At 71.8% G+C, this 13,715-nt stretch carries 11 protein-coding genes; 4 read left to right on the top strand and 7 right to left on the bottom strand.

Going from position 1 to position 13,715, the window contains the following annotated elements; translation table 11 throughout:
- Nucleotides 1–13: 13 nt before the first annotated feature.
- Together ACIA5D_RS38025 and ACIA5D_RS38020 are read right to left on the bottom strand one after the other, a co-directional pair.
- Nucleotides 14–724, bottom strand: a complete 711-nt coding sequence (locus ACIA5D_RS38025; RefSeq protein WP_396035364.1) for a hypothetical protein — start codon at nt 722–724, stop codon at nt 14–16.
- 94 nt (nt 725–818) lie between these two features.
- Entirely contained in the window at nt 819–3,011 is a 2,193-nt protein-coding gene (locus ACIA5D_RS38020; protein ID WP_396035324.1) for a glycoside hydrolase family 3 N-terminal domain-containing protein, read from the bottom strand.
- 568 nt (nt 3,012–3,579) lie between these two features.
- Between ACIA5D_RS38020 and ACIA5D_RS38015 the strand changes: the two genes are divergently transcribed.
- The gene (locus ACIA5D_RS38015) at nt 3,580–3,999 is read left to right on the top strand and encodes a hypothetical protein (RefSeq protein ID WP_396035323.1); all 420 of its coding nucleotides are present in this window, start codon (nt 3,580–3,582) and stop codon (nt 3,997–3,999) included.
- Between the two features lie 27 nt (nt 4,000–4,026).
- Here ACIA5D_RS38015 and ACIA5D_RS38010 read toward each other — a convergent pair whose 3' ends face one another.
- A complete protein-coding gene (locus ACIA5D_RS38010) occupies nt 4,027–5,472 on the bottom strand; it encodes an alpha/beta hydrolase family protein (RefSeq protein WP_396035322.1) in 1,446 nt (481 codons plus the stop codon).
- 101 nt (nt 5,473–5,573) lie between these two features.
- Here ACIA5D_RS38010 and ACIA5D_RS38005 point away from each other — a divergent pair, with 101 nt between their 5' ends.
- The 3 genes from ACIA5D_RS38005 (at nt 5,574) to ACIA5D_RS37995 (ending at nt 9,587) form a co-directional block, all read left to right on the top strand.
- Entirely contained in the window at nt 5,574–6,977 is a 1,404-nt protein-coding gene (locus ACIA5D_RS38005; RefSeq protein ID WP_396035362.1) for an MFS transporter, read from the top strand.
- Between the two features lie 34 nt (nt 6,978–7,011).
- Nucleotides 7,012–8,397 (top strand): M36 family metallopeptidase, encoded by a 1,386-nt coding sequence (locus tag ACIA5D_RS38000; RefSeq protein ID WP_396035321.1) that lies wholly within the window; start codon nt 7,012–7,014, stop codon nt 8,395–8,397.
- Between the two features lie 179 nt (nt 8,398–8,576).
- A complete protein-coding gene (locus tag ACIA5D_RS37995) occupies nt 8,577–9,587 on the top strand; it encodes a hypothetical protein (protein ID WP_396035320.1) in 1,011 nt (336 codons plus the stop codon).
- On the opposite strand, the gene ACIA5D_RS37990 is transcribed toward ACIA5D_RS37995, so the two are convergent.
- From ACIA5D_RS37990 to ACIA5D_RS37975, 4 genes are read right to left on the bottom strand one after another with little or no spacing between them, the layout of a single operon-like run.
- Nucleotides 9,574–10,257, bottom strand: coding sequence for an endonuclease/exonuclease/phosphatase family protein (locus tag ACIA5D_RS37990; RefSeq protein ID WP_396035361.1), 684 nt, complete (start codon nt 10,255–10,257; stop codon nt 9,574–9,576). The genes ACIA5D_RS37995 and ACIA5D_RS37990 overlap by 14 nt on opposite strands.
- The gene (locus tag ACIA5D_RS37985; RefSeq protein ID WP_396035319.1) at nt 10,175–11,710 is read right to left on the bottom strand and encodes a phosphatase PAP2 family protein; all 1,536 of its coding nucleotides are present in this window, start codon (nt 11,708–11,710) and stop codon (nt 10,175–10,177) included. The genes ACIA5D_RS37990 and ACIA5D_RS37985 overlap by 83 nt, the downstream gene beginning before the upstream one ends.
- Nucleotides 11,711–11,719: 9 nt before the next feature.
- The gene (locus ACIA5D_RS37980; RefSeq protein WP_396035318.1) at nt 11,720–12,670 is read right to left on the bottom strand and encodes a YihY/virulence factor BrkB family protein; all 951 of its coding nucleotides are present in this window, start codon (nt 12,668–12,670) and stop codon (nt 11,720–11,722) included.
- A 60-nt stretch (nt 12,671–12,730) separates the two neighbouring features.
- Nucleotides 12,731–13,669, bottom strand: coding sequence for a diacylglycerol/lipid kinase family protein (locus ACIA5D_RS37975; protein WP_396035317.1), 939 nt, complete (start codon nt 13,667–13,669; stop codon nt 12,731–12,733).
- Nucleotides 13,670–13,715: the final 46 nt, after the last annotated feature.

Raw genomic sequence — 13,715 nt, 5'->3', positions numbered from 1 at the left:
CGTTGATGCACGCCTACGCGAGCAGCGCCATCTCCGTCTTGGTGGGCTGCTCGGCGGCCGGGGCCACGCCGTACGCGCGCAGCGCCGCCGTGACCCGCTTCGCCACCGCGGCGGCCTCGTCGACGCCGCAGCGGGTGGACAGCTCCAGCAGGTCGGAGCCGTCGGGGAAGCGCCAGCGCTCGGCGGTCAGGCCGCGGTCGAGGCCGCGCAGCTTGACGTTGTTGCAGCGCACGTCGATCGGCCCGTACACGACGAGGTCGTCGAGGCCGACCCCGGCCGGCGAGTACTTCGCGAGCAGCTTGCGCTGCCGGGCGGAGAGCAGCCCGGTCAGCGGGCGGCCGGCCGCGACCGCGCGGGACACGTCGTTGCGGCCCAGACGCTCCTTGAGCGCGCCCGAGCAGACCGCGTGCCCGGGCAGCGCGTCGATCTCCATCTGGAACCGGTCGGTCTGCCGCAGCCAGCCCGGCACCCGGCCGGGCACGACCGGCCGGAGCTTGACCACGGCGTCGTCGCGCCGCCGGCGCCGGTCGCGGAACCGGACGATCACGCCATGGCGGTAGAGGTCGAGGTCAGGGGTGTCGAGGAAGTACACGCGGCGGGCGGGCCCGCGGTCAGGGTCGATGCCGAGCGACCGGCCGTCGCGCCGGGGCACGACCACCTTGAGCTCCACCTCGTCGGCCTGACCGGCCAGGGTCTCCAGCGGATCCGGCTGCCAGAATCCCATCGTCGTCACTTGTGTAAATCCCATCCCTTCGAGCGCCTCGACAACCGTACGTTGCGTTCGAGACGCCGGGACGTATACCCCTGTACATTTTCCGTTAACCTTCTGCTACCGCGGGCCGCACGTCGAAGGACGCGGCGCTGCCACCTACCTCGACGTCGAAGCTGGTGGCGTCGAGAACCCAGTCCCGCACGGCCGCGTTCCAGTACCGCCGGTGCTCGGGCCCGATCGTGAACTCCACCACAACGGTCGAACGGGCCGGCACGACCACCCGCCGGAAACCCTTGAGCTCGCGTACGGGTCGCGACGCCGTCCCATGCCGCTGGCGCAGGTAGAGCTGGACCACCTCGGCCGCCGCCCGGTCGGCGTCGTTGGTGACCTCGACCGACACGGCGACCGTGCCTTCCCGCCCGACGACCGGCCGGTCGACCGTCAGATCGCCGTAGGAGAACCGGCCGTAGCTCAGGCCGTGCCCGAACGGGAACAGCGGCGTGCTGGCCTCGTCCCAGTAGCGGCGCGCCTGGTTCTCGGGCTCGTGCGAGGTGGTGTGCGAGGAGATCATCGGGATCTGCCCGACCGTGCGGGGCCAGGTGAACGGCAGCTTCCCGCTCGGCGAGACGTCCCCGAAGAGCAGGTCGGCCACGGCCGCGCCGCCCTGGGTGCCCGGGTACCAGATGTCGAGGATCGCCGGGACGTGCTCGGCGGCCCAGCGCAGGTCGAGCGGCCGCCCGTTCATCACCAGCAGGACGGTCGGCGTGCCGGTCGCGACGACGGCCTGCAGGAGCTCGAGTTGCCGCCCCGGCAGCTCCAGCGACGACCGCGACGCCGCCTCGCCGATCATGTTCTGCCACTCCCCGGCCACCACCACCGCGACATCGGCCGCGGCGGCCGTCGCGACCGCGCGTGCGAACTCGGCCTCCGCGTCGAAGCCGGGCGGGTCGGCAGGCGCGTTCCCGCCGAACATGTCGAACATCGAGGGGAAGGTGCGCTGCCCGACCGGGATGCCGGGGGCGTAGTCGACATCGGCACGGTCCTTCACAAAGCCGCGGATGCCGTCGAGCACCGTCACGGTCTCGTCCAGGTCGAAGTCGAAGACCCAGGGCCCGAGGGTGTCGCGCTTCGAGTCGGCGAGCGGCCCGAGCACCGCGATCGAGCGCAGGTCACCCGCATCCAGCGGCAGCAGGTCACCCTCGTTGCGCAACAGGACGGCCGTCCGCTGAGCGGCCTCGCGGGCGGCCGCCCGGTGCGCGGGATCGGCGAGCACCGTACGGGCGCGGTCCTCGTTGACGTACGGGTCGTCGAACAGCCCCAGCCGCACCTTGGCCTCGAGAATCTTGCGCACCCGGGAGTCGATCACCTCCGCAGGGGCCTGCGACTCGGGCAGCCGCGCATAGGCCGGATCGGCGATCGCCATCTCCATGTCGACACCGGCGATCACGGCACGCTCCCCGGCCTCGGTCAGATCCCGGGCAAAACCATGAGTGACGAGATTTCGTACGGCGTTCGCGTCGCTCACCACGAAGCCGTCGAAGCCCCACGCGTCCCGCAGCACCTCGGTGAACAGCCAGTGGCTCGCCGTCGCGGGGATCCCGTTGAGGTCCATGTACGCGGTCATCACGTTGCCCGCCCCCGCCTCGATCGCGGCCCGGAACGGCGGGAAGTAGACGTTCCACAGCTCGTGGTCGGAGAGGTTGGCCTCGTCGTAGTCCCGGCCGCCGAGCGCCGCGCCGTACCCGCCGAAGTGCTTGGGCCCCGCGATGATGTGCCGCTGAAACCCGCGGACCTGCGCCGCGGCCACGACCGCCCCCAGGTACGGATCTTCGCCCGCGCCCTCCACGATCCGCCCCCATCGCGGGTCACGGGCGATGTCCACCATCGGCGCGAACGCCCAGTGGATCCCGACCGCCCGCGCCTCCCGCGCCGCGATCGCCTGCCCGCGCTCGATGATCTCGGGATCCCACGAGGCCGCCATCGCGATCGGCACCGGGAAGATCGTGCGCAGCCCGTGGATCACATCGAACCCGAACAGCAGCGGAATCCCGTGCGGATTGCCCTCCAGCGCGAGCCGCTGCAGCCGGTTGATCTCACCCGGATCGGTGACGAACAGCAGCGACCCCGCCTCCCCACGGCTCAGCGCCGCCTCGACCGCCTGGGGCTGCTCGGCCACATCGAGCCCCAGGGCGGGCTCGGCCTCCGCACCCGCCGGCAACCGGAAGTAGAAGTACTGGGTCAGCTGCCCGGCCTTCTCGGCCGGCGACATCCGCGCCAGCAGCTCGTCGACGTTCGTCATGGTCCTCACGCCCTTGGGATCCGGTCACTTACACGTGTAAGCAACAATAGCGCAGGTTCGGGCGGGGGTGGTCTTCTCATCACCGCACCGCCGAAGTTGCCCCGGCGGTCTTGCTTGGGCGCCATGGCGCGAGGCCATGTGATTGCGGTGGGGCGGTGGCCGGGCCGACATGACCCGAGGTCGCGGGCCCTCACTGTGGGTGCGGCCCGTTGCGGTGAGGCGTCGGCTGGGCTGGGGCGCGCCATGGCCCGGGGGTCGTGCGTGGTCACCGTGGGTGCCGCCCGTTGCGGTGGGGTGGCGGCTGGGCTGGGGCGCGCCATGGCCGGGGGTCGTGCGTGGTCACCGTGAGTGCCGCCCGTCACGGTCACCGGTGGTTGCCGGCTTCGACGCCGGCTTCGAGCTCGGCCCGCCCCGGCTGCCGCGCCCGGTGCGGGGATCTTGATAAGTGGCGGTTAGGCGCGAACGGGAACTCATCACCCGCCAGCACCTCTCGATCAACAGCCGGCGCGCGATACGACGGGACCTTCGGCCCGTGCCGGGCCGGGTAGCGCGAGCTAACGTCCACCGCGTGAACAACGGGGCGGCGGTCGCCGTGGCGCTGGTTTTCGTCTGGGTGGGGATGGTTCTGGGCATCTCGTTTCTGGAAGCGCCGCTCAAGTTTCGGGCGCCGGGCGTGACGCTTTCGATCGGGCTGGGAATCGGGCGTCTGGTCTTTCGCGCGCTCAACGCCGTCGAGGTCGTGCTCGCGGCCGGCATCGCCGTCGCGCTTGCCGTGGGCGACGCCGGCGAGTGGGTGGCCTTTCTGGTCGCTGCGGTCGCGCTTGTCGTTCAGCTTTTCGCCGTACGGCCGGCGCTGACCCGCCGAACGAACGCCGTACTCGAAGGGCTGGATGCGCCCCGGTCGCGCGCCCATTTCGCGTACATCGGCCTCGAGGTCGTCAAGGTGGTCGCGCTTGTCGTGGCCGGAGTGGTGCTGCTTTCCGTCTGACGACAAATCTGACGACAAAAGCGAAAGCTACAGCGTCGGCAGCGCGGTCGCGATCGGCCACGCGACCAGCAGCGAACCGGCCGCGGCGATCAGCCATCGGGGCGCCGCGAAACGGTGCAGCACCGCGCTCCACGCCGCCTGCCAGAGCAGCAGCACGGCCAGCAATGGCACGACGAGCAGCACGAAACTCGACGTCAGGCCGGCGACGGCGCCCGCGGTCAGGGCCACGACCGTCACGGCCGAGACCGCGAGAACGCCGAAACCGTTTCCCTCGGCCAGGCGCTCCCCGCCGTACGCAAGAATCGCGAAACCCGCCCAGACCGCAACCAACAGAAACCACCGGATGCCGCCGGGAATCGCGTAGGTGAGACCCAGGTGCAGCGGGATCGCGACAGCGATCGCCGCATATCCGATGAGGACCGGCGCCGCGAAAGCATGGCGTATCGGTTCCGGCTTTCCGTTCCGCCACCGGTACGCGATGACGACCGCTCCCGTGACCGTGGCGAGCCCGGCGACGTAGCCGCCGAGCGAAAGCGGTAGACGCGAGCTGGGCAGAAATGGCGCTACCAGTGCGCCGAGTATCGCGGCGACCCCCGCGACGCCACCCGCCCGCCCGATCAGCGGCCCGTCGAATCGCGGCCACCGCTCGGTCGGCGGCCCGAACAACAGCCGCGCCACCGGAACCACCCCGGCGGCGAGCGCCGCCATGAGAAGGCCCGCGCCGGCAACGCGCCGGGCGGGGTTGGGCAACGGGCCGGGCTGAGGCGGCCCGCCGAACACGCCATCGAGCCACGCGACCGTCTCCCGGTGCGTGCGCGGCGCGAACAGGATCGAGATGTGCTCCACCGCCGGCACCGTGGTCACCGCGTGATGGGGTCCGCTCAGCTCGTCGGCCCGCTCGGCCGCGGCGTGGAAGCTCGGAAACTCGAGCCCGCCCACCAGTAGCGACAAGTTGTCGGCCTCCCGGTCGCCGCCGTACGGCAGCGAGATCGCCACCGTCGCCGCGACTTCCGGGTGCGCGGCCGCATATCGCGTGACCGCGGCGGCGCCCATCGAGTGCCCGACCAGCGCGACCCGCGCGGGGTCCACATCGGGCAGCGACCGCAGATGCGCCATCGCCACATCGAGGTCCCGCTGCAGCGCCACGGTGTCGGCCGCGTCGTTGCGGGGCAGCGTGCGCCGGCTGGCCCCGTGCCCGTCGAAGTCGAGCAGCACGACGACGTATCCGCGCGCCGAGAGCGTGTCGCCGAACGGCGCCATCAGCCGCGCCGACCCGGCGAACCCGTGCGCCACCACCACGCCGGGCCGCCGCTCGCCCGGCGCCACCCGCGGATGGACCTCGTCCATCGGCACCCCGCCGACCACGACGTACGCGGTGCGCGCCTGGCCCCCGGCCCCCAGCACCAGCCAGAGCCCCGCCGCCGCGGCAACGAGCAGAACGGCGACGATCGATACGCGGCGGCCGAGGGACATGCGCGGAAAGATAACAAGCGCGCACGGTGACCGTGCCTACTTCTGGTTTGCCCGGGTGAACCGCGGGAAACTGCGGCGTGGTGGTAAATCGCTGGCACGCGATGAGCGTGGCCCTGGTCGCGGGTTTCATGACCCTGCTCGACGTCAGCATCGTGAACGTCGCGCTGCCATCCATCCGCGCGGATCTGCATCTCAGCTCGGGCGAGTTGCAATGGGTGCTGTCCGGGTACGCGCTGACGTTCGGGCTGATGCTCGTGCCCGCGGGCCGCTTCGGCGACGCCCGGGGGCGGCGCAACGCCTTCATCCTCGGGTTGGCGGTGTTCACGCTGGCCAGTGCGGCCGCCGGGATGGCGACCGGCGCGCTGTGGCTGGTGATCGCACGGCTGGTGCAGGGCGCGGCGGCCGGCGTGGTGAACCCGCAGGTCTCGGGGCTGATCCAGCAGCTGTTCGAGCCGGCCGAGCGGGGGCGGCCGTTCGGGCTGCTCGGGGCGACCATCGGGATCTCCACGGCGATCGGGCCGCTGCTCGGCGGGCTGCTGATCCAGGTCTTCGGCACGGCCGAGGGGTGGCGCTGGATCTTCTACATCAACGTGCCGATCGGACTGGTGGCGATCGTGCTGGGCTACCGGTGGATTCCGGGCCGGCCGCGGGAACGCCGCGAGCAGGAGAGCCTCGACCCGATCGGCGTGCTGCTGCTCGGCGTGGGCGTGCTGCTGCTGCTCCTGCCGCTCGTGCAGGAGCGCGAGTGGCACGGCTCGGCCAAGTGGCTGCTCGCGGTGGCGGGGGTGCTCGTGCTGGCCGGCTTCGTGTGGTGGGAGCGCAGCTACGGGCGGCGGGCGACCTCGGTGGTCGACCTGTCGCTGTTCCGGGTGCGGTCGTACGCCCTCGGCGCGCTGGTCGGGCTGCTCTACTTCGGTGGGTTCACCTCGATCTTCTTCACCTACACGCTGTTCCTGCAGAGCGGGCTGCACTACACCGCGCTCGAGGCGGGCGTGGCGATCACGCCGTTCGCGCTGGGGTCGGCGGTCACGTCGGCCATCGGCGGTCGCCTGGTGAACCGGTACGGCCGCCCACTGGTCGCCATCGGTCTGGTGATGGTGGCGGCCGGGCTGACCGGCGTCGTGCTGGCGCTGCATTTTGTGCCCGGCGACGGCGCGGGGTGGGCGACCGCTCTGCCGTTCCTGGTCGCGGGACTGGGCAGCGGGTTCGTGATCGCGCCCAACCAGGCGCTCACGCTGGCCGAGGTGCCGGTGCGCCGGGCCGGCAGCGCGGGCGCGGTGCTGCAGACCGGCCAGCGGATCGGCACGGCCATCGGGATCGCCGCGGTCGGCGCGATGTTCTTCAACCGGCTCGCGTACCACCACGGCAGCTGGGATCTGGCGTTCCGCGACTCGCTGTGGATAACGATCGGGTTCGTGCTGATCGCCCTCGCCGCCGCGGTCGCCGACGTGCTCGCGACCCGCCACGAAGATCCAGACATTTCCATTCGTCCCGTCGCCCACTAGCATCGACCCCTCTCCAAGGATCGAGGGGGCTCCTTTGAAGAAGAGGGCAATCTTTGCGCTCGCACCGCTGCTCACGGCCGGTCTGGTCATTGCGGGCGGCACCGCCGCGCAGGCCGCGCCCGACGGCCTGAAGCCGGTGCAGACCCGCCAGTCCTTGCTTGGTCAGCACACCTGGTACCAACAGACCTATCGGGGAATCCCGGTCTTCGGCGGCTACTACGCGAAGCACACGAACACCGACGGGTCGGTCACCGTCGACGACGGCCGGAAGGCGGTCACCGGCCTGGCCGACACGATCGCCGAGCTACCGGCCCAGCGCGCCAAGTCGGGAGTTGCAGGCCGGCTCGGCCGTCAGCCGGGCAGCGCCGAACTGGTCATCGTCCCGGGCTCGCCGGCCAAGCTGGCCTGGATGACGCTGACCCCGACCCGCAAGGGCACGTTCCGGACGCTGGTCGACGCCGGCTCCGGCACCGTGCTCCACGAGGAGAACACGGTTCAGCACTCCGACGGCAAGGGCCGGGTCTTCGACCCGAACCCCGTCGTCCGGCTGCAGAACGAGTCGCTGACCGACCAGGACGACGCCGACAGCGCCGTCCCGGCCCGCGCTTACCGCACGGTGCGGCTCACCAAGCTCAACCGCGGCGCGACGACGCTGCAGGGCGCGTACGCCAACAACATGAGCGCGAACGCGGTGACCTCCAAGCACCGGGTCTTCACGTTCACCCGGTCGCAGGACGGCTTCGAGCAGGTGATGGCGTACTACAGCATCACCTCGGCCGAGGAGTACATCCACCGCCTCGGGTTCCGCGACGTCAACAACGAGCCGCAGGACTTCATCACCACCGGCTACGAGGACGACAACTCCTTCTACGACGGCAGCGTGGACGCGATCACGTTCGGCACCGGCGGCGTGGACGACGCCGAGGACAACGAGGTGATCTGGCACGAGTACGGCCACGCCATCCAGGACGACCAGGTGCCGAACTTCGGCGTCTCCGACGAGGCCGGCGCTATCGGCGAGGGCTTCGGCGACTACTGGGCCGTCACCATGTCGCAGGCCACCAGCCCGAACACGCGGACCACGCCGTGGGCGTGCGTGATGGACTGGGACGCCACCTCGTACACCACCGACGAGCCGCACTGCCTGCGGCGGGTCGACGGGCCCAAGGTCTACCCGGACGACCTCGCCGGCGAGGTCCACGACGACGGCGAGATCTGGTCGCACGCGCTGTGGGACGTCAACCGGGCGCTCGGCCGCACGGCCGCCAACCGGGTGATCCTCGAGTCGCAGTTCTTCTTCAACCCCGAGATCAGCATGCCCCAGGCGGCCCGCAAGACTGTGACGACCGCCTTCGTTCTGTACGGCCCGAGGGCCGCGGCCAAGGTCCGCGCCGCCTTCCACGTACGCGGCATCCTGTAGTCCGCCCCGCCGGGAGCCGCCAAATCCACGTCATCTCCCGCCACAGACCCTGACCGTCACCAGGAGGTAGTCCGGCCTAGCGCCGCCATCCGTGTCACGGCACGGATGGCGGCGGTCAGAGTCGATATCCTGGCCGCATCGGTCGCTGGGGGAGACGCGACGGCGGCGGGAGACGAACGATGACCAAGAAAGCGCGAGTGCCCGCCGGCCAGGCAATGTCGGCGGCTCTGCACGTGAGCAACGGCGATGCCACGGATCTGCCCGGCACCGGGCTCGCGTCCCGGGTGCTGTACTGGCGCGACTCGCTCCACGAGGGGCCGGTGCCCGCGGTGGGTGCCGAGGAGCTCCGCCTGATCAGGGCCGCTTTCCTGGCCGGGGCACAGGTGGACGACCGCGCGGAGGGTCCCGAGATGTTCGCCGGGCGGGACCGGACCCTGGCGGCCAACCGCGACGGCGAATACGTGCTGTGGTTCGAGGCGGACCTGTACGACCAGCTCCAGATCATCCAGATCCTCGCCCGCCTCGCCGACCTCGGCGTGCCGGCGCACCGCATCACCCTGATCTGCATCGGCGAGCACCCCGGCATCGCCCGCTTCGGCGGTCTGGGCGAGCTGACCGCCGAGCAACTGCGCGAGCTGCCCGCCACCAACGCGTGCGCTCGGCTGACCCCGGCCGCGCTCCAGCTCGCCACCGAGGCGTGGGCCGCCTTCCGGGCGCCGGCGCCGGACGGTCTGCCCGCCATCGCCGGCAGCCGCTCGGGCGAGCTGCGGTTCCTGGGCGAGGCCTTCGACCGGCTCGGCCGGGAGTACCCGTCGACCCGCGACGGGCTGTCGCTGACCGAACGGCGGATCCTGGCCGCGGTCGCCGGCGGCGCCGCGGCGGCGGGCACGGCGTTCGTCCGCGCCGCCGCCCGGGAAACGCGCCCGTACCTGGGAGACACCTGGTCCTTCGCGATGATGGACCGGATGGCGCGCGCCGCCGTCCCGCTCCTGCACACCCAGCCGGCGAGCGGTCCGGTCGACCGCAAGACCAGCCTGCGCCTGACCGATATGGGAGCACAGGTGCTCGCCGGCGCGGCCGACCACGTGACGATCAACGGCATCGACCGGTGGATCGGCGGGGTGCATCTGCGCGGGCAGCGCGTCCCCTGGCGCTGGAACGATGCGACCGAGACCATCACACCCGCCTGACCGCGGGCCGAGCCGGGAAGCCCCGATCGAACTCCACCAGCACGGGACGGTGGTCCGACGCGTACTCGATCTCGCCGCCCCGCAGAACCCGCACCTCGCGCACCGCCTCGGCCACCGCCGGGGTGCCGAAGACGTAGTCGAGGCGCATCGGGTCGAAGGGGTCCCCGACCTCGGTCGGCACGGTGAGCCCCGATCCGGCCCCGGCCACCGTCCACAGATCGACCAGCCCGGCCTTCTCGAAGGCGGCGATCGCCCGCGGATCCGACCGGCTGCCCACCGAGAACCGTCCGGTGGAGGGCGTCGACACAAACCCGCTGAGCGCGTTCATGTCGCCGGCGATGAGGACGAGCCCACGCCGCGCGAAGCGATGCGCCAGCCACGTGGCCTCCCGCATCCGCCGATAGCCCGAGTTCGCGTTGAGGTGCGTGCTCACCACCGTCAGCGGCCCGACCGTCACCGCGGCCGCCGCGTGGTGCAGGCGCCAGGTCACCGACTCGCGGCGCCGGGGAAGCAGCGGCGGCCGCGCCAGCACCGCCACCGCCTGCCCGAACACCGACGGCGCCAGGTGCGCCGTCATGCCGAGGGAGTCAGCGAGCGTCGCGATGCGCCGCCGGTCGAAGCCGCGCAGCTCCTGAAGGGCCACCAGGTCGGGCGACTCGCGCCGGATCACCGTCACGACCCGGTCGAGCCGGCCGTTCCCGCCGCCGGTCAGGATGTTCCAGGTCAGCAGTCGCACGAAGGGCCTCCGCGTTCGGGCGGACGGTCCACCACAGCACCGCCAGCCAGCACGCCGCCAGCAGCACCGCCCCGAGCACGTCGGTCGGGTGGTGCATGCCGCGGTACATCCGGGACACTGCCACACCGACCGGCATCACGACGGCCGGAACGAGGAACAGCCAGCGCCACCAGCGGTCGATACGGCCCATGCAGATCAGCGCGATCGCCGCCCACAGGCAGATGGTGGCCGCGATGTGCCCGGACGGGAACGACGACGTCGGCAGCGTCCCGTCCAGCTGCTCCACCTGCGGGCGAGGGCGGCCGGTCGCGGCGGCGCTGAGCAGGAACAGGGTCAGCTCGCCGAACATGGCGAGCACGATGAACAGCACCGGCCGCCATTGCCGCCACAGCGCCAGCGCGATCGGGCAGAAGACCAGCGAGACGGCGAGGATCGCGTGCGTGTCGCCGGCCTTGCTCCACAGCCAGCTCACGTGGTCGAGCGTGGGGCTGCGGAAGGTCTGGAGCCAGCGCGGGAACGCGTCGTCGAACGGCGGCGACCAGCGCGTCACCGCGTACCCGACGAGATAGAGCACGCCGAACGTGAAGACCCAGCCGACCAGGATCTCGGCGCCCTTCGCCCACGGGTGCGGCAGCACCGCGTTCTCGTCGGGGGCGGGGGCGAGGTCGTCGGCGGCTTCCGGCTCGAGGCCGTCCGCGAGCGGCGCGGTGGGTTGCCCCGCTTCGCGGCGCCAGACCCGGAACGCGTACGCGGTGATGCTGATCCACGCCAGGCCGAGGAGCCACCCGGCGATGACGTCGGAGAGGAAGTGCACGCCGAGCGCGATACGGCTCAGCCCGATCGCCAGGATCACGACGGCGGCCGCGCCGATCAGCCAGCCGCGCCATCGGCCCTGGGCCAGCGACAGGAACACCAGCGTGAGCGCGCCGTAGACGATGGTCGAGCCGAGGGTGTGCCCGCTCGGGAAGCTGTTGCCCATGCCGTACGCGATCGGGTCGGCCACCACCGGGCGCACCCGGCCGACCAGGGCCTTGAGCGACGGGTCGAGCAGTGCCGCGCCGAGACCGGTGACCGCGAGGTAGATGGCGAGCCGCGTCCGCCGCCGGATCAGCAGCAGCACGCACACGAGCACGACCAGCGGGATCAACCAGCCGCGGCCGCCGGCCGTCGAGATGCCCTTGAGCACCGCCACGGCGGCCGGGTGCGGCGCGACCAGCGCGTTCAGCCGGTCGTCGAGGTGCTGGTCGAGTTGCAGCATCGGCGTCCAGCGATGGAGCACGAGCAACAGCAACAACCCGAACCCGAGCCCGGCGGCGATCACCGCCACCAGTCCGAGCACGCTGCGCTCGGCAAAGTGCCACCCGGCCCGTTTCTCGACAACGCTCACGCGCCGGTCTTACCCGGCACGGTCGGTGCGTACACCGCCCTTCCGTTTGCGGGGCGAAGGGATCTCCCGGCCGGGCTTCCAGCTGTCCTGCTTGGCGGGGCGGGGCACGCCCACCCGGCGGGCCTCGAGCTGGGCCGCGAACGCGAGGCCCAGGAAGATCGCGATGCCGGTGAGGTTGGCCCACAGCAACAGCGCGATGATCGCGGTGAGCGGGCCGTAAGTGGCGCCGAAGCCGGCACTGAGCCGCACGTAGCCGGCCAGCAGCAGGCTCGCCAGCCACCACAGGACGGTGGCCACCACGGCGCCGAAGAGCAGCCACGACAGGGCCGGCTGGTGGCGGCGGGGCGACCAGCGGAACAGCAGGCCGACCGCGACCACGATCAGGGCGAGGCTGACCGGCCACCGGATCACCTCGGAGGCCTTCACCAGGCCCGCGGCCCATTCCCAATGTCGCGCGGCCGAGGAGACGAACGGATGGCCGGCGACGAGCAGCAGAAAGCCGAAGAGGGCCGGCAGGCCGGCGATCACGGTCAGCAGGGCGGCCCGGAGATACTTCTGCAGGGCGGGACGGTCGCGCTCGACCCCGTAGATGCGGTTCGCGCCCCGCTCGATCTGCGCCATCGCCGTCGTGAGCGCCACCAGACCCGTGATCAGGCCCAGCGTCAGGGCGAGCTCGCCGGCGCCACGGCTGCGATCGGTGTCCTCGAGCAACTCCCGTACCAATGACTCGCTCGCACCCGGGGTGATCGCGCCGATCGTGTCGGCGACCACCTGTCCCGGCGTCTCGGCGCCGAGAACGGCCGCCAGGCCGGCGAAGGCGATCATGAACGGCACCACGGCGAGGCAGAGCTGGAACGCGAACGCGCGGGCGTGGCTGAAGCCGTCGCCGTAGCGGAACCGGATGAACGCGTCCCGCACGAGCGGCCACCGGCCGTAGCGGCGCAGGGGCCAGCAGGGCATCGTCGGCGGAGAGCTCGTCCCCGCTCATGTCGCGGGTCTCGGGAACCGGCTCGGTGGAGCTCACGAGGACGCCCGGCGGGCCGCCGCCTTCACGTCGTACGCCAAATCGGGATCACCCTCCGGAAGCGGAACGCAGAGCAGAAGCGCCCGGGGTTTGACGTTGATTTTCAGAACACGACCGGGCTCGATGAGGTCGCCGTCGAGCTGGCGCGGCTCGATCCGCCTGGTGTGGATCTCGACGCGCTCGGCGGTGAACGTCTCCATCAGCGGCACCCGCTCGCGCCGGCGCAGCACCGCCCAGGCCAGGCTCGCCCAATGGCCCAGGTTGTTCGGGCTCAGGATCGCCACGTCGAGCTTGCCGTCGGCCGGGTCGGCCCGGCTGAGCAGGCGCACCCCGCCCTGCAGGCGGCCCACGTTGCCGACGATCACGGTGCGCGGGCGGCGTGGCATCGGCGGGCGGTTGTCGAGCACGATCCGCGCCCGCATCGGACGGTCCCGCAGGTGCTTGAAACCGCCGGCGACGTACGCGAGCCAGCCGAACCGCTTCTTGGCCTGCTCCGACGTGCCGGCCAGCATCTGCGCGTCGAACCCCATGCCCGCCATCACCGCGAAGCAGCGGTCGCCGGCCACACCCACGTCGATCCGGCGGCGCCCGCCGTCGAGCGCCACCTGCACGGCCGCCGGGAGGTCGCCGACCAGGCCCAGGTTGGCGGCGAGCAGGTTGCCGGTGCCGGCCGGGAGCACGGCCATCGCCACGCCGGAGCCGGCCAGCGCGCCGACCACCGCCATCACCGTGCCGTCGCCGCCGCAGACGAAGATCAGCTCGGCGCCGTCGGCCATCGCCCTCTTCGCCTGGCCTTTGCCGGTGTCTTCGGGCGTGGTCTCGTGCCAGGTGGGCCGCGGCCAGCCGGCCTCGGCCAGCATCCGCTCGATGGTGTGGCGCAGCTCGTCGGGAGCCTTGGCCGGATTCGCCACGACCGCACTGCGGGGTCCTGTCACGACGTCAGTGTGCCGGAGGGACGGCCCGGCGGCGACTCGGGAATCA

Origin of the sequence: Actinoplanes sp. NPDC051513, from assembly GCF_044454685.1 — a bacterium.
In the GTDB taxonomy this organism is placed as follows: Bacteria; Actinomycetota; Actinomycetes; order Mycobacteriales; family Micromonosporaceae; genus Actinoplanes.
The sequence above is the reverse complement of the archived record's forward strand: the minus strand, read 5'-3'. Positions and strand labels throughout refer to the sequence as shown.

Coding starts and splice junctions, on each gene's coding strand:
- ACIA5D_RS37980 (WP_396035318.1), bottom strand. CDS start 12,670: ATGCCCTGCTGGCCCCTGCGCCGCTACGGCCGGTGGCCGCTCGTGCGG.
- ACIA5D_RS38010 (WP_396035322.1), bottom strand. CDS start 5,472: ATGTCCCTCGGCCGCCGCGTATCGATCGTCGCCGTTCTGCTCGTTGCC.
- ACIA5D_RS38005 (WP_396035362.1), top strand. CDS start 5,574: ATGAGCGTGGCCCTGGTCGCGGGTTTCATGACCCTGCTCGACGTCAGC.
- ACIA5D_RS38025 (WP_396035364.1), bottom strand. CDS start 724: ATGGGATTCTGGCAGCCGGATCCGCTGGAGACCCTGGCCGGTCAGGCC.
- ACIA5D_RS37995 (WP_396035320.1), top strand. CDS start 8,577: ATGACCAAGAAAGCGCGAGTGCCCGCCGGCCAGGCAATGTCGGCGGCT.
- ACIA5D_RS38020 (WP_396035324.1), bottom strand. CDS start 3,011: ATGACGAACGTCGACGAGCTGCTGGCGCGGATGTCGCCGGCCGAGAAG.